We start from the raw sequence: 14986 nt of genomic DNA, 5'->3' as shown, positions 1-14986 counted from the left end.
ACCATGGCAAAAACAGTTGGATTAACCGAAGAAGAACTTTATGCACCCGTAAATTGGGCTGACGTTACTTGTGACTTTGAAGATATTCAATATCACAAATCTGAAGATGGTATTGCGAAAATTACTATTGCACGACCACAAGTTCACAATGCATTCACGCCTCGTACCGTTCAAGAAATGATCCGTGCGTTAGCCGATGCGCGCTATGATGAAAATGTTGGTGTAATTATCTTAACGGGCTTGGGTGAAAAGGCATTTTGTTCCGGTGGGGACCAGTCCGTTCGTGGTGACTACGGTGGTTACCAAGATGATACGGGGACGCACCACTTAAATGTTCTCGACTTTCAGCGTCAGATCCGCACCTGTCCTAAGCCAGTGATTGCTGCTGTAGCAGGTTGGGCTGTGGGTGGCGGTCACGTATTACATATGATGTGTGATTTAACTATTGCCGCAGACAACGCTCAGTTTGGTCAGACTGGCCCGAAAGTAGGGTCGTTCGATGGCGGTTGGGGCGCTTCTTATATGGCGCGTATCGTTGGCCAAAAGAAAGCGCGTGAAATCTGGTTCTTGTGTCGTTTTTATGATGCTCAAGAAGCCGTGGAGATGGGGCTGGTTAACACGGTGGTGCCGGTTGCTGATCTAGAGAAAGAATCGATCCGTTGGTCTCGTGAAGTGCTGCAACACAGCCCAATGGCACTACGTTGCCTTAAAGCGGCATTAAATGCCGATTGCGATGGTCAAGCTGGTCTGCAAGAGCTTGCAGGCAACGCAACGATGATGTTCTATATGACGGAAGAAGGACAAGAAGGGCGCAATGCGTTTAATGAGAAACGTCGTCCTGATTTCCATAAATTTCCACGTAACCCTTAAGCGACAACGGTAGTTATGCCGCTCTTTTTGATAGGAAGAGCGGCCGACGACCGCTACCTTCAATACTTCTAAATTGATCAAAACTACTATTTAAACGCGGGATGTTGACCATGAGACAAGCAAAGCTTTATCGCTACACGCTACCTATGGACAGTGGCGTGATCTTACGAGATACCAAACTTACCTCACGTGAAGGGTGGGTTGTTGAACTGATTGAAAGCGGCAAACAGGCGTTGGGCGAGATCGCACCGCTACCGGGTTTTAGTCAGGAATCGATACAAGAAGCTGGCACTCAAGCGCAGCAATACCTTGAATCATGGGTGAAAGAAGACCATCCCGACTTTGACCTTGACGAGTGCTTTCCTTCAGTGGCATTTGGCTTATCTTGCGCAGCCATGGAGCTGTCTAATCGTTTACCGATCAGTGGCAACTATCAGGCGGCGCCGTTGTGTTCTGGTGATCCCGATGACCTTCTTCCTATCCTCAATACGATGCCCGGTCGTAAAGTCGCAAAGATTAAAGTAGGTATGTATGAAGCGATCCGTGATGGTATGATCGTCAGCCTATTCTTAGAATCCATACCAGATTTGACGTTGAGACTGGATGCTAATCGAGCGTGGAGCGTTGAAAAAGCGACCAAATTTGCCTCTTATATCGCCCCATCTCTGCGCCAGCGTATCGACTTTATCGAAGAACCTTGCAAGACACCGGGAGATAGTCTGTCTTTTGCTATTGATACCGGAATAGCGATTGCGTGGGATGAAACGTTACAAGAAGCAGTGAGAGCATCGGATTTTTCGGTCCAATCGTTAACCGGCGTAAAAACGCTGATTATTAAACCTACTTTGGTCGGTAGCTTAGAGAAGTGCATCGCTCTGATTGAAGCGGCGCATCAGCAAGGTATCCAAGTCGTCATTAGCTCGAGTTTAGAAAGCAGTATCGGTCTTAATCACCTGGCTCGTTTTTCTCAATGGCAACTTCCAAACGAAACGCCGGGGCTTGATACAATGCAGTTATTCGCCGCCCAACTTGAAGTGACGTGGCCAAAATGTCGGCTTCCGGTCGTAACACTCGATGAGCAGACGTTGTACTGGCAGTCGTAACCAAGTGGCAGGCTATGGAGACCATGAGCGCGTGAATTTGTGGACAACGTGGGCGAAGCATAAGCCCAATGATACTGCGTTAGTGACGGTGAATCGCCCTTACACTTGGCAGCAGATCCAGAATACGGTGCAGGAATACCAACAATACTTAATTGACGAAGGCGTACAAGCTCACGACGTGGTATGCCTAGTAGGGCGATCAGAAGTTGATTTTGTGTTCGCTTATCTGGCGTGTATCGCTCATAGTGCGATACCGGCATTGGTGTCAGCATCATCAAATATTAATGACAGGCTAGAGACGCTATACAAAGCGAACGAGAAAGCCTACCTATGGGACTGCTCAGATTCTGGTATCGATTTTACTGCGCAGAATCTCACAAGAGATTGTTGTTCAATACGTCTACATTCACTCAAGAATAAATCGCACCTTGAGAAAAGGCCGTCACTTGAGGTGTTCAGCGATACTGATCTAAACCAACGCGCCTCGATTATTTTTACCTCAGGATCGACCGGTCAACCTAAAGCGGTCGTTCACACGGTTGAGCAGCACCTAGCATCCGCAAGAGGATTGTTAGAGCGGTTTACGTATCGTGACACCGACAGCTGGCTGCTTAGCCTACCTATGTTTCACGTCTCCGGTTTGGCGATTATCTGGCGTTGGCTATCCGTCGGTGCACAGTTAAAACTTGCCAGTGGTGTATTTAGCCAAGACATCGTGGATGTCAGTCATGCGTCTTTGGTTGTCACGCAGCTGAAACGAATTATCGATCAGCGTATTCCCAATCAGCTTAAACGCGTGTTACTGGGTGGCAGTCATATCCCTGCAGATTTGATCCAACAAGCTCAAGCTTTGGGCATTGAAATGTGGATGGGGTACGGCATGACAGAAACCGCATCAACCGTCACGGCCAAGCTCGTTGACCAACAGTATTCTTCTGGTACCGCCTTACCCAATCGACAAGTTAAGTTACAAGATCAGCGCATACAGGTCAGAGGGGCAGTATTGTCTCAAGGCTACTTCTATCAAGGACACCTTCGAGCGCTGGCATTAACGGATGGGTGGTTTGATACCGGGGATCTGGGGCGCTGGAGTGAAAATCATGAGCTGCTTGTGACTGGACGAGCAGACAATTTGTTTATCTCAGGTGGGGAAAATATCCACTGTGAAGAGATAGAAGCGGTATTAAATCGACTTCCCAATATTATTCAGGCCATTATCGTACCTGTTGGCTGCGATGAGTTTGGTGCGCGTCCCGTTGCCGTAATACAAAGCGCAAATATTAATAGTGATGACTCAGAAATGAGTCCATGCGAATGGAGCTCAGATGAAAAGTTAGTAATGAACCAACGACTTAAAGGCACTGGTTTAGAGACGTTTAAATATCCTGTCGCGTATTATCATCTACCAGAATCATTGGCGTCGTCAGGTATTAAAATATCAAGGGCACAAGTTAAAATCTGGCTATCAAGCGCGCAGTCTGACTATGTGGTTATTTCATAGTCCAAAACGGAATTTTCTCTTTGGTCATTGCTCACCATAATGTCTCTAGGATAATGACGTGAGCAAATGGAATGAATATAACTCTTGGAATAGCAATTGTGCTGCAGATTTTACTGGCACTCTCCACGGAAGGGCTGCCACGGGCAATGGCGGAGCTCACCGCATTCATTCTCACCGTTGTGTTGTTCGTTAGTGTAAAGCGCCGTACAACATCGTCGACTAAACCGCCTCAATCAATGCTCAGCAGTAAATGAATAAAAAAACGATACTTTTTTCGCATGTATGTTAGTCGGTTATTCGCAATCAATTCGGCATTTAAACGGTACGATGCATGCCATGTTGCTCATCCATTGTAATGACATACTTTTAACGCTGATGATCGCGCTTATCAAACCATAGGTGAGATAAATTCATCAGACCGAGCGAATCCGTACTTTCTCCTCGAAGTGACTCATGGGTGGTGAACGAAACGGTTTTCCCCCACAGAGGAACAATGAAGTGTTTCTGCTTACATACTTCTTCAATATCTAAAAATAGCTGAGATAAGTGGCTGGAATGTGCAATCGCATCTTTCCATTGCTTATGAAGAACGGGAGGAAGTAATTGCTCAGTCATTTTATTAGCAAGCAACCAATAAAACTGGTCAAGTAATATGTCATGACCAAACAAATAGTCGTTTAGCCAGACATCCGCTTCGCTTAATTCATTGGTGGGTTTTAGAGTCGCCCCAGTACTTGATAGGCTCTCTAACATTGCCGCTAAGGCACTATTTTCATTATTCCAATAGGTTATTGTTTCCCCCCCTAATGCGGAGTGTTCATTTGAGTCTAGATCACTCGTTGCCAAATATGTTGATGTATTAAAGTCGTCGCCAAACAGATTCTGACACGACAGTTGGGTTGATTGAGAGGTAGAAAAGTGCTGATGTGAGGTACGTTTTAACCTTGATGCCAGTTGTTCTCGGACATGAACGGGAACATGGTGAGCAATACACACCGCTTGGCACCCTTTTAGTCGGTAATGGGTGGTACGCTTTGAGTGGGCTTGTCGTTCCTTTTCACTGTGCATTGCAACCTCGGTTTGAACACTGATATTATTTTGTTCAAGCTGGTCAGTCATATTCGAATCCGCCACCCAGAAATCCGCTCGTTTTAGTATCCCGTGTACCCCAAAGTATTGCTCGTTCTTAATTAGCGACCAGTGTTCAGGAAGGCGAGTCTCCCAGCGATAGCATCCTGTGCCAAATGGAAACTCTGGGTCACGCTCATTATCCAAATAAACACTACAATGAATGTCAGCTAACGCATGCAAAAATATCGGGTCATCATGATGCAAAGTGACTTCAAGCCAACGTTTGTTGACTGACACCGATTTTACACTCGTGAATAACGGTGTATGTTTGGTGAGTTTGATCATGTGGCTCTTTACATGTTCTGGTGTCAGTAACTCGCCATTATGGAAATAGACGTCCGGACGAATTCGAAAAAAGTAAGTGTTATTCGATTGGTAGAACTGGTGTGCTAAGTGAGGAATAAAGGTATCGCTTACAGAGTTGAATCGGATTAACGTATCAAACATCGCATTCACGTATATCCCAGACTGAAGTTCTGTCATCGTCATAGGGTGGCAAGGAGGTAATGAATAACCCACCAATCCATTGAGTTCATCAGAGCGCTCAAGGTCATCAGAATATACTTTTAACCATTCTGGCAGTTTTTGTTTGAAAATATGTTGATAGTGAAAAATAGTCGCGTACTTAAAAGCTTCGTTTAGCCCGCCATTTTGTATCATTATTTTCAATTGCTCAGTGAGTAGGTCCTGAAACGAGCACAGAATTAACAGCGTAGATTTATTGCCACGACCTTTCCCCGGGTGCCACTCTACCCAACCTAAAGACGCTAGGTTATTCATTATCTTAGTGACATTCCGCGTTGAACATACGAACACGTCTGATAGCTGATTTTTATCTACAATGGCGCGGGTGAGATGAAACCGTTGCTCCAATTGCTTAAGGCGTTGTAATTGAATGACGTTGCCAGACTTGTCCACAAAATACCTCGAATAATACGGAATGTAGGCAAAAGTGTAGATCAAAATAAAAAAGGTGAATAGTCAAAAAGTAGATGGTCCTCTTTTAATCGTTCGCCCTGCGAAATACTAGGGGAAGCCAATAAAATGAGGTATGTAACATGAACAAAGCAACCGTTGCTTTTTTATCACTCTCTGTTGTATCAACGCTTAGCCAAGCGGCCACAATGAAAGATTTTTTTTCAGGCATCACGGTAGGCGCAGGGTATGCAACCGACAACAGCCATGGAAGTACGTTACAAGGCTACTCGGTTTTCTCTCAAGGCTATCTCGTCCCCTCGCTAAAAGAGAGCCTATTTACTGATTTTCGAGTCACAACAACATCAGGAAATTTGAACTCTAACTCCGATGCTGAGAAAAAGTATGGTCACTCGGTTGATTTAGACCGATATCAAGCTGCTATCGGTTATGGGATGCCCTATCACGTTTCAAACTCTGTCGTGGTTAAGCCTTATGTTACTGCAGGTTGGTCGTGGGATAAGATAAAAGGAAGCGGACAAAACGAAACTAATAATAGCTTTGTTGCTTCAGTCGGAGTGAAAGGGGAATTCAACGAGCACATTATGACTGGTGTTAGTTACTCAAAAGAAACGAACGGATTCAAGTCTGGTCAATGGTTGGTCGATGTTGGTTATCAATTTTAGAGATTTAGATAATGAGAGATAGAGAGCCGACGGCATAGTGGCAAAAAGATGGATGGTACCCCAAAAAAGTGAAGACTCCCAGTATCGGGAGTCGTTCAGACTTCAGTGGTACCAATTGAAAACAATCGCAATAAATCAATAGGTAACAAGAATGCACTCTAGAACCATTTTTATCTTGGCTGTGACCGCAATTATTATGACAGGTTGTGCAACCGCACCCCAGTTGTCTCGTTCGGAGTGGCACCAAGTCACGACGCGTCATTATGATGGAGTGACAAAAAACCAAGCACTTGATGCCGCCCGATCGGTTTTAGAAAAATCTGATCATGATTTCGAATTTACGTACCCTGATGACCAATTGTCTGCGAGCCGAGAGTGGTGGAGATATGTTATTTTGTCGACGCAAAACGGGGCGGATAACTGGATAGTAAAGGCGTATGAAGCCAATGGGGGAGTGGATGTGAAAGTGAGCATTGGACGTCAAGAAGGCGCAACGATGCCCGCTATCACATCGGAGGGGGATTTTGTTTCGATAGAATCAATCGCATTGGGTAAACCGGTAACCAACCCTAAAGTATATGAGTTCTTTTTTAAGCGTTTAGACTCAGAATTGGATCACACGATACCTTGGCTATCGTGTGATGATTTCGACATAGCTAACAAAGACGCGGGTTATCTTTGCGGTGTAACTTCTGATTAACTACGCAAAACCGGTCATCAGCCAACCCAACGAAATCGTCGAAATCAATAGCCACAGAGTAACACCAAAGATCATGGGTTTACTTCCGGCTTGCTTGAGTTTATCAACAGAAATGCTGCAGCCAATCAAAAATAAGCACACCACCAATAACTGTTTCGAAAGTGCGAAGATGCTTTGGTAGGCGACGTCAAATTGTGGAAAGTAGTCACTAACTAAAATCGCGGCGCAATAAAACACAATGAAGTAAGGGATGGTGATTTTCTTTTGCTTACTGCTAAAAATCAGTGCGCTAATAAAAGCGACAGGCACAATCCATAGCGCGCGAGCTAATTTAAGCGTGGTTGCGGTTGTCAGGGCTTCTTCACCATACGCCGATGCTGCCCCTACAACAGAAGAGGTATCGTGGATGGCGATGGCCGCCCATGTACCAAAGGTGTGCTGATCAAGCTGTAACGCATGACCAATGACTGGAAATACAAACAGAGCCACAGAATTAAGCACAAATACGGTGGCGAGCGCAATGCCAATCTTTTCGTCATCGGCATTAATCGCGGGCGCGACAGCGGCGATGGCGCTTCCGCCACATATCGCCGTCCCGGAAGCAATTAAATATCCGGTTTGTTTTTCAACACCCATACGTTTGGCAAGAAACCAACCAATGATTAGCGTGCCGAAAATAGTCGTTACAATAATGCCGATACCATGGCTAGTGGCTTGAATGGCCTGATCGAGATGGATCCCAAACCCCAGTCCGACAATAGAGTAGGCGAGCAGCGTTTTGGTGAATTTTGCCAATGGCAACCCACGTGGAACTAAGCTGAAGGTTGTGAGCAGAAAACCCAGAATCAATGCGATTGGTGATGAGACCCAAGGGGTGAGGCAAACAAGTAAGGCTAGAAAAAACAGCGGAGATGATCGAAGCAAGGTCAGCATGGGTAACCGTAAATAAATAGGATGGCGAATATAAGTATTGCCATCCTATCGTTATTGACTGGATAGAAAAATCTAATATTAGTGAACTAGCGTTCAATAATACTGAACATGTAGCGCGTTAATCAGCGATATTGGCCACGCAGCGTAGACACTTTTTCAAACATTACTTGGCAGCTTGCCTCTCTAGGTTCTACCGGTTCACCCGTTTCAACTTCCAGTTTGGCTCTGAATCGATTTGGTAGACCTTTGCAAGCACGCCCTTTGTGGCGACTGAAATAGCTACCCCATAGTCCTTTAAGCGCCATTGGAATGACGGGAACGGGAGAGCGTTTCATAATCAAGTTAACACCACGCATAAATTCGTTCATTTCACCGTCTGGGGTAAGGCGTCCTTCTGGGAAAATACACACGACTTCACCTTGACGTAATGCTTCTTCAATTTCACCAAAGGCTCGGCGAATGGAGCCTTGTTTGGTCGCAGAAATTGGGATGACACCTAAGCCCTTAAAGAAGCGACGTGCTGGTTTAAAGTTGGCGTAATCTTCTTCCATAACAAAGCGCATTGGGCGTGGACAGGCAGCGGTTACCACCACCGCATCCATATAGCTGACGTGATTGCAAACGATCAATGCACCGCCTTCTTTAGGTATGTGGTGAAGGTTCTTTAGATTGACTCGGTAAAGCAATGCCGTTAAACCTCGGACGATAGAGCAAACGACAAAAACAGGCGCTTGTCGAAACAAGTAAACCGCCATTGCAAAATTCAATAATGCCAGAACAAGAAACAGCTGCACGATTGTTAATTCAAGCACTGACAAGGTGACGATACCTAAAACGGCGCTGCCTACCATAAACAGCGAGTTGTAGATATTAAGGGCGGCAATCACTCGAGCGCGTTCTGTTTCTTTCGCTTGTTGTTGCATTAGTGCGTAAAGCGGCACAATGAAGAGGCCACCAGAAATACCTAGCATCAGCAAGAAACCAAAAACAGGCCATAATTCGGAGTGTGCAACAAACATGGAAAACGTATCAAACTGCGGTAAATGGCTTGGAACAGCATAGGCCATGAGCGCCCCAAAAATGGTGATGCCAAGGCTACCGATTGGCACGATACCAATATCAATGCGGTTTCTAGACATCTTGTCACACAGCATAGAGCCTAACGCGATGCCAACAGAAAATAGGGCCAGTAGAAAAGACACGGCCGCTTCGTTACCCATGAGATGGTTTTTAGTGAAATTGGGGAATTGGGTTAGATAAGTGGCCCCTAAAAACCAGAACCAACTGATCGCCATGATGCACTGAAATACCACACGATCTTGATGAGCAATTTTCAGCGTTTCTTTGGTGTGTTTAATTGGCTGCCAACGAAACTTCAAGTTAGGAGCACTGGCGGCGGCTTCTGGAATGTAGCGACTTGATAGGTAACCTGCGATAGCAAAAATAACGACACTCGCTGCCGCGACATAGTTGGCATGCTCAGCCGAAGCAATAATCCCAGCACCTAGTGTCCCTACAAGAATGGCAATAAATGTTCCCGTTTCAACGAGGGCGTTGCCAGAAAGGAGCTCATTAGGCTTTAGCTGTTGAGGTAACAATGCGTATTTCACTGGACCAAAAAATGCCGATTGTGTCCCCATAAGGAACAGCAAAAAGAGCAAAATACCGTAGCTTTGTGTGATAAAACCGATGGCACCCAAGCACATGATGGCGATTTCAATGAGCTTAACTTTACGAATAAACCATGATTTTTCGTATTTATCTGCAAGCACCCCCGCAGAGGCAGAGAATAGGAAAAAGGGCAGAATGAATAGACCCGCCGCTAGGTTAATAAATAAGTTACTCGATACCGGTAGTACTTGGGGACCGGCAAACGCAACGAACAATAGCAATACATTTTTAAAAATGTTGTCATTGAAAGCGCCAAAAAATTGAGTAATGAAATAGGGTAAAAAGCGCCTTTGCGAGAGCAAAGAGCCTGATTTCGAGTGTGGCATTGCCGTTCCTTGTGGTGTTACCAGCTTTGTAGGTATTTCGAGATCAGATCTCGAATAAGCTCGTTGCCGTCGATAGGTTCGGCAGAGAAAAATTTATCATCAACACTCAGTAATGTAATACCGTGTACGCCAGCCCATAACACACGACTGGCTTTTAGTACCTCAGAGTGAGATTTATCGGGTCTATGAACAGAGAGTAAACCTTCAAGCATAGCGGTCATTCCATCGATACGTTGTGCTTGCCATTCTGGTAGACGATCACCGTTCATATTATGTTCAAAAATCAATTGCCAACGATAAGGCGATTGCTTGGCAAAATCGTGATAGCAAGCCGCTAAAGCATAAAGCGCTTCTTCTGGATTTTGAGCATTCTCAACCACATTTTTTGCTTCACTTGATAAGTCATCGAGTGTTTCGGCAACGGCTCGTAACAATAGAAGGTTATAGCTACCAAAAACGTTGACCAAGGTGCTTGGCACATAGCCGATCAGCGTGGCGATTTTTCGCAGGCTAAGCGTGTGATGTGAGTTTTCGCTAAGGTAGTCTTTGACCGTGCTAAGTGTTAGCTGGACAAGCTCTTCCCTTGTATGATCGTTTCTACGGGCCATGATAGTGATAATCGAATTGAACACAGTTCACTATTTTAGAGTGAGGCACTACCAGCGTCAACTGATGAAGCCTTGTATAAGAAGAGATCATCGCTAAATCGTTCAGTAATTTCTACGATGTTTGCAACAAACGTGCAATATTCTGAAACAAGTCGGATCATATGATGCTTTCCTTTAGTGCTAAGCTCAGTATATGATTCGTTAACCATCGTATTCCCTACCGTAGAGTCTACGATTTTGCGTAATAATAAAAAAGGTACAGAATGAAACGTTTATTCTCTTTCATCGCGTTACTCGTACTTGCAGTAACGGTGAATCCTGTTGCTGAAGCGAAGAAATTCGGTGGCGGCAAATCGTTTGGTAAAAGCTTTAAAACGGCGCCAGCGCCAAAACAACAAAAGCAGAACACCAATACGGTAAGACAGGATCAAAATAAAGCAGGCAGTAAGAAAGGGCTGATGGGAGGACTATTAGGTGGTCTTCTCGCTGGCGGTTTATTGGCAGCATTCTTTGGCGGCGCGTTTGAAGGTATCCAATTTATGGATATTTTGATTATGGGTCTGATTGCTTTTGTTATCTTCAAATTAATGAGAGGCATGCTCGGCGCTAAGCAGGGTAGTATGAACCAGCAGCGACAGCAGCCAGCATTTGGCGGCAACGGCGCACGCAATCCGTTTGAGCAAAAGCAGCAAACACAACAAAACTTCCAAAGCTTTGAGCAGCCTCAGGGCGCGGCAACAGGCAGTGGTTTTGGTGCGGCTGGACAAAGTGATATTCCTCATAATTACCCACCAGGCTTTGATTCTGCGGCGTTCTTAAATGGTGCTCGTGAGCACTACCGAATCCTACAAGGTGCGTGGAACCATAATGAACTGCATACTATTGAAGAGTATGTATCGCCAAGCTTGCTACAAGACTTAATGGCAGAGCGTGCGAAACTTGAAGGTGAACAACACACTGACGTTATGTACGTGGATGTTGAAATTGTACGTGGTGACTATGATGCAAATAAAGCTCAACTAAGCCTACAGTTCTCAGGTCGTTACCGTGATGCTGCCGAGGGTGTTGAGGAAGATATCGAGGATATCTGGCATCTAGAGCGTGATCTGACAGCGCCGAATGCACCATGGTTGATAGTGGGTATTCAAGGTTAAGGTAAGCATTGGCTCATAACGCAACCCCTAGAGTTTAGCGTTTCTGTCATTGCTATTACCCGAATGAAACCGTGGCAAAGGCCACGGTTTTTTTATATCTGGCAGCAGTCATTTGCGCATCGTTGCCGCAATTGACTGGATATTTGCACGTCTTGGATTATTTTCCCGTATACTTCGACACATTCGTTTGTCTCAATCAGTGATGAATTTAAGAACTCAATTTATGCGCAATCTATTTTCTACTCTTCTTTTTGGATTCTCCTTTATCGGCATCAGTCAGGCTACCGCAGCTTCTAAAGACGTTGTCCCCCTTTTTGAGGCAGAGCCCAATGCAACCACTGACGCACTAGATAAAGTGCTGGATGTGTTCGGTGCCGAGTCGGAATATGATTCATCAAAAGGATTAAATTCCAGTTATATTCCCGCGGTATTCTACAAACCAGAACAAGGGCTAGGGTTAGGGTTACTGTACGTTGGCTTATACGGTGATGAAACGGATGGCACAGGGCAACCTTCATCTTTGGTTGTGAATCCGTATGCCTCTTCAAACGGCTCTGCTGGGATCACGCTAAGTAATAAGCATTTTTATAATGGCGGCGATAATCGTCTTTATACAGATCTTAAAATCTTTGATGATGCGGCCACATACTACGGCCAAGGCTACGACAATGGTCAGCAAGACGGTAATCTCGTCAACTTTAAAGAACAGGTCATAGACATTAAGCCGACTTGGCTTAACCGTGTTTCTGGTGATTACTTTATTGGCTTTGGCGGTAACATCAAATCGGTCAAGCCGCATGAAATAAAGTCTGACACGCCTACTCAAGAGGGGGTCGCATCAGAGCTTACCGATAACACCAGCTATGGGCTGTTTGTTTCGAATGTGTATGACTCACGCGATAACGTCACCAATGCTTCTCGAGGCACGTTATTGCAGGCTGATATTGGCTTGTATCACGACACCACCAACTCAGAAAACTTTGGCAAGTATTCATTAAAGGCATCGCAGTATTTGGCATTGGCGCCGATGCCAGGCCTGCTTGCGTGGCAAGTTCAGGCCAATTTAACGTCGGGTGAAGTACCATGGAATCATCTTCCGGATCTCGGCGGCTCAGATGCGATGCGTGGGTACATTCTTGGGCGTTACCGTGACAACCAAATGATGATGGGGCAAGTTGAATACAGATTGCCTGTCTATTGGCGTGTCGGAGTCGTATTCTGGGGGGCGGCAGGTACGGTTTCCAATGATGTGTCAGGCTTATGGGACAATACCCTCGCGAGCGCAGGGACAGGCTTTCGATTGAAGATTAAAGATACGGTGAATGTTCGTGCCGACATCGGTTATGGTGAGCATGGTGGTACTTTTTACTTCCATGTCAATGAGGTCTTTTAGACGGACTACCCAACCTGTCTATGTTAATACTGTATTGACGAGGGATAAGCGATGGAAGGCATACAGGTAACCTTGCTTCACCTTAATGATTGCGCGGCGTTGCTGGCATTCGAAACAGAAAATCAAGCGTGGTTTGAACAACATGTTCCTCCCCGTGAGGATGGCTTTTATTCTCTCGAGGGTGTTAGAGCTCAGACACAAGAGTTCCTTCTATATCATCGCGCTGGTTTAATGTTTCCTATGTTAATCAAGACACCGTCAGGCGCTATTTGCGGTCGTATTAATGTCAATGTTAAAGAGTCCACACCCACTCAGGCAGAGATTGGATATCGAATCGGACACAATTACCTTAAGCAAGGTATTGCTTCATCGGCTCTGAGGTTATTGCTCCAGCAATTACGTGAATCAAGTTTACTGACAGAGGTTCGTGCACACGCGGTAACCACTAACCTAGGCTCTAGAAAGGTATTGGAGAGTAATGGCTTTCGTCCAGTTCGAGAAATTAATGCCTTTACTCAATTAAACGGCATAGATGTCGATGTGATTGAGTATTACCAGCCGCTGTCTGAACGTGTGGTAAGTGAATAGCCTCAAATTTACTTACACGCCCCTGTATTTTTAAAGTTACTTACGGTCCTTTGTTTTAAAAAATCACAAGTAGCCCATTCGTTGATGGCCTACTTGTGAGGCGTTGTTAACCATTAAGAATTAAAAGTTAAACTTTGCACCAATGTTGGCGGAAGACGTATTGTAGACAGCAATATTGTGGATCTCGTAGCTTGCTTGAATAGCAAAGTTTGGGGAAATATCGTATCCTGCGCCCAATCCATATACCGAAGCGGTGTCAGATACCGCGGTAGCATCAGTCGTAACGTTAGTGCTTATTTCGGAATTGATTTTATGAAAACCGAATTTAGCCAGCGCGTAGAAGTGGTCACCGATGTAGAGCTTTGGCAGCACGTTAACGCCATAAGAGGTCATAGACAGCTTATAGTAGTCGCTGCCGATGGATTCTGTTGTCGAGCCTAAGTTCTTGTACTCAACTTCAGTACCAATCACGAAAAAGCTGCCGATAGGGAAGTCGTATCCACCATTTACGGCGTAGCCATTTTCGACCTCATTGCTGGCCACAAACGCTGCGTCATAATTCATCTTTGAGTAGGCGGCGCCAAGATAAAAGCCTTCGCTCGCCATGGATGATGCAGACACAGAGCTTATGATCAAGGAAAGTGCTAATAGTGTTTTTTTCATTCTGATTTCTCATTGGATATTGTTATTAGGACATGAGAGATCTTATCATCGAACATTCAAGAGTTGCTGTAAGCGGGAGTAAGTTAACTTATTGTATTAGTTTACATTTCTTACAATGTAAGGCGAGTTGTTCTATGTAGCACTCCGCTCTAGGTTTGTGATGATATTCGGCAGTATTTATATTAAAAGGTTCAGACGAAAAAAAACCGACTCAAAGAGTCGGTTTTTTTTATATGGTGGAGGGGGACGGATTCGAACCATCGAAGGCAGAGCCGTCAGATTTACAGTCTGATCCCTTTGGCCACTCGGGAACCCCTCCAGGGTGTTTTATACTTGTTTCACTGTTTTCCCAAAGCAGTAACTCAAGTGCGTTTATTTGGTCATAACCAAATAAACTAAATATGGTGGAGGGGGACGGATTCGAACCATCGAAGGCAGAGCCGTCAGATTTACAGTCTGATCCCTTTGGCCACTCGGGAACCCCTCCAGGGTGTTTTATACTTGTTTCGCTGTTTTCCCAACGCGGCGACTCAAGTGTGTTTATCTGGTTATAACCAAATAAACTAAATATGGTGGAGGGGGACGGATTCGAACCATCGAAGGCAGAGCCGTCAGATTTACAGTCTGATCCCTTTGGCCACTCGGGAACCCCTCCAGGGTGTTTTATACTTGTTTCGCTGTTTTCCCAACGCGGCGACTCAAGTGTGTTTATCTGGTTATAACCGTTTATCTGGTTATAACCAA

Annotated in this window: 14 protein-coding genes and 3 tRNA genes; 9 read left to right on the top strand and 8 right to left on the bottom strand. The window is 45.2% G+C overall.

Annotated features, from left to right (window positions below):
* Positions 1–3: 3 nt before the first annotated feature.
* From menB to L4D74_RS21965, 4 genes are all read left to right on the top strand, one after another.
* On the top strand, positions 4–870 hold the full coding sequence (gene menB, locus L4D74_RS21980; RefSeq protein WP_428754630.1) for a 1,4-dihydroxy-2-naphthoyl-CoA synthase: 867 nt from the start codon (positions 4–6) through the stop codon (positions 868–870).
* A gap of 110 nt (positions 871–980) precedes the next feature.
* Positions 981–1973 (top strand): o-succinylbenzoate synthase, encoded by a 993-nt coding sequence (gene menC / locus L4D74_RS21975; RefSeq protein WP_428754629.1) that lies wholly within the window; start codon positions 981–983, stop codon positions 1971–1973.
* A complete protein-coding gene (gene menE / locus L4D74_RS21970) occupies positions 1945–3474 on the top strand; it encodes an o-succinylbenzoate--CoA ligase (protein WP_428754628.1) in 1530 nt (509 codons plus the stop codon). Before menC ends, menE begins: the two co-directional genes overlap by 29 nt.
* A 71-nt stretch (positions 3475–3545) precedes the next feature.
* Positions 3546–3728: a hypothetical protein gene (locus tag L4D74_RS21965; protein WP_265675902.1), complete on the top strand. Its 183-nt coding sequence runs from the start codon at positions 3546–3548 to the stop codon at positions 3726–3728.
* Between the two features lie 112 nt (positions 3729–3840).
* Here the strand turns inward: L4D74_RS21965 and L4D74_RS21960 are convergent, their stop codons facing one another.
* Positions 3841–5523 (bottom strand): SgrR family transcriptional regulator, encoded by a 1683-nt coding sequence (locus L4D74_RS21960; RefSeq protein ID WP_428754627.1) that lies wholly within the window; start codon positions 5521–5523, stop codon positions 3841–3843.
* A gap of 140 nt (positions 5524–5663) precedes the next feature.
* Here L4D74_RS21960 and L4D74_RS21955 point away from each other — a divergent pair, with 140 nt between their 5' ends.
* Both L4D74_RS21955 and L4D74_RS21950 read left to right on the top strand, forming a co-directional pair.
* Positions 5664–6206 (top strand): outer membrane beta-barrel protein, encoded by a 543-nt coding sequence (locus L4D74_RS21955; protein ID WP_428754626.1) that lies wholly within the window; start codon positions 5664–5666, stop codon positions 6204–6206.
* A 151-nt stretch (positions 6207–6357) separates the two neighbouring features.
* On the top strand, positions 6358–6906 hold the full coding sequence (locus L4D74_RS21950; RefSeq protein ID WP_428754625.1) for a hypothetical protein: 549 nt from the start codon (positions 6358–6360) through the stop codon (positions 6904–6906).
* On the opposite strand, the gene L4D74_RS21945 is transcribed toward L4D74_RS21950, so the two are convergent.
* The 3 genes from L4D74_RS21945 to L4D74_RS21935 form a co-directional block, all read right to left on the bottom strand.
* Entirely contained in the window at positions 6907–7839 is a 933-nt protein-coding gene (locus L4D74_RS21945) for a YeiH family protein (RefSeq protein WP_428754624.1), read from the bottom strand.
* Positions 7840–7961: 122 nt separating this feature from the next.
* The gene (locus tag L4D74_RS21940) at positions 7962–9836 is read right to left on the bottom strand and encodes an MFS transporter (protein WP_428754623.1); all 1875 of its coding nucleotides are present in this window, start codon (positions 9834–9836) and stop codon (positions 7962–7964) included.
* Between the two features lie 17 nt (positions 9837–9853).
* The gene (locus L4D74_RS21935; protein ID WP_428754622.1) at positions 9854–10444 is read right to left on the bottom strand and encodes a TetR/AcrR family transcriptional regulator; all 591 of its coding nucleotides are present in this window, start codon (positions 10442–10444) and stop codon (positions 9854–9856) included.
* 263 nt (positions 10445–10707) lie between these two features.
* Between L4D74_RS21935 and L4D74_RS21930 the strand changes: the two genes are divergently transcribed.
* The 3 genes from L4D74_RS21930 (at position 10708) to L4D74_RS21920 (ending at position 13579) form a co-directional block, all read left to right on the top strand.
* The gene (locus L4D74_RS21930; RefSeq protein WP_428754621.1) at positions 10708–11598 is read left to right on the top strand and encodes a Tim44 domain-containing protein; all 891 of its coding nucleotides are present in this window, start codon (positions 10708–10710) and stop codon (positions 11596–11598) included.
* A gap of 223 nt (positions 11599–11821) precedes the next feature.
* Positions 11822–12991 carry a BamA/TamA family outer membrane protein gene (locus L4D74_RS21925; protein ID WP_428754620.1) on the top strand — a complete coding sequence of 390 codons (1170 nt, stop codon included), beginning with the start codon at positions 11822–11824 and terminating at the stop codon, positions 12989–12991.
* Between the two features lie 51 nt (positions 12992–13042).
* Entirely contained in the window at positions 13043–13579 is a 537-nt protein-coding gene (locus tag L4D74_RS21920; protein WP_428754619.1) for a GNAT family N-acetyltransferase, read from the top strand.
* Between the two features lie 120 nt (positions 13580–13699).
* Here L4D74_RS21920 and L4D74_RS21915 read toward each other — a convergent pair whose 3' ends face one another.
* From L4D74_RS21915 to L4D74_RS21900, 4 genes are all read right to left on the bottom strand, one after another.
* A complete protein-coding gene (locus tag L4D74_RS21915; protein ID WP_428754618.1) occupies positions 13700–14242 on the bottom strand; it encodes an outer membrane beta-barrel protein in 543 nt (180 codons plus the stop codon).
* A gap of 234 nt (positions 14243–14476) precedes the next feature.
* Positions 14477–14561, bottom strand: a tRNA-Tyr gene (locus tag L4D74_RS21910).
* 83 nt (positions 14562–14644) lie between these two features.
* Positions 14645–14729 (bottom strand) — tRNA-Tyr (locus L4D74_RS21905).
* 83 nt (positions 14730–14812) lie between these two features.
* A tRNA-Tyr gene (locus L4D74_RS21900) sits at positions 14813–14897 on the bottom strand.
* Between the last annotated feature and the right edge of the window lie 89 nt (positions 14898–14986).

The organism is Vibrio cionasavignyae (assembly GCF_050337155.1).
GTDB lineage: Bacteria > Pseudomonadota > Gammaproteobacteria > Enterobacterales > Vibrionaceae > Vibrio > Vibrio nomapromontoriensis.
The sequence above is the reverse complement of the archived record's forward strand: the minus strand, read 5'-3'. Positions and strand labels throughout refer to the sequence as shown.

What these genes read in the sequence shown, in the direction of transcription:
- menE (WP_428754628.1), top strand. Translation starts at nt 1,945, where the DNA reads ATGAGCAGACGTTGTACTGGCAGTCGTAACCAAGTGGCAGGCTATGGA.
- menB (WP_428754630.1), top strand. Translation starts at nt 4, where the DNA reads ATGGCAAAAACAGTTGGATTAACCGAAGAAGAACTTTATGCACCCGTA.
- L4D74_RS21925 (WP_428754620.1), top strand. Translation starts at nt 11,822, where the DNA reads ATGCGCAATCTATTTTCTACTCTTCTTTTTGGATTCTCCTTTATCGGC.
- L4D74_RS21965 (WP_265675902.1), top strand. Translation starts at nt 3,546, where the DNA reads ATGAATATAACTCTTGGAATAGCAATTGTGCTGCAGATTTTACTGGCA.
- L4D74_RS21915 (WP_428754618.1), bottom strand. Translation starts at nt 14,242, where the DNA reads ATGAAAAAAACACTATTAGCACTTTCCTTGATCATAAGCTCTGTGTCT.
- L4D74_RS21955 (WP_428754626.1), top strand. Translation starts at nt 5,664, where the DNA reads ATGAACAAAGCAACCGTTGCTTTTTTATCACTCTCTGTTGTATCAACG.
- L4D74_RS21935 (WP_428754622.1), bottom strand. Translation starts at nt 10,444, where the DNA reads ATGGCCCGTAGAAACGATCATACAAGGGAAGAGCTTGTCCAGCTAACA.
- L4D74_RS21940 (WP_428754623.1), bottom strand. Translation starts at nt 9,836, where the DNA reads ATGCCACACTCGAAATCAGGCTCTTTGCTCTCGCAAAGGCGCTTTTTA.
- L4D74_RS21950 (WP_428754625.1), top strand. Translation starts at nt 6,358, where the DNA reads ATGCACTCTAGAACCATTTTTATCTTGGCTGTGACCGCAATTATTATG.
- L4D74_RS21945 (WP_428754624.1), bottom strand. Translation starts at nt 7,839, where the DNA reads ATGCTGACCTTGCTTCGATCATCTCCGCTGTTTTTTCTAGCCTTACTT.
- L4D74_RS21920 (WP_428754619.1), top strand. Translation starts at nt 13,043, where the DNA reads ATGGAAGGCATACAGGTAACCTTGCTTCACCTTAATGATTGCGCGGCG.
- L4D74_RS21930 (WP_428754621.1), top strand. Translation starts at nt 10,708, where the DNA reads ATGAAACGTTTATTCTCTTTCATCGCGTTACTCGTACTTGCAGTAACG.
- menC (WP_428754629.1), top strand. Translation starts at nt 981, where the DNA reads ATGAGACAAGCAAAGCTTTATCGCTACACGCTACCTATGGACAGTGGC.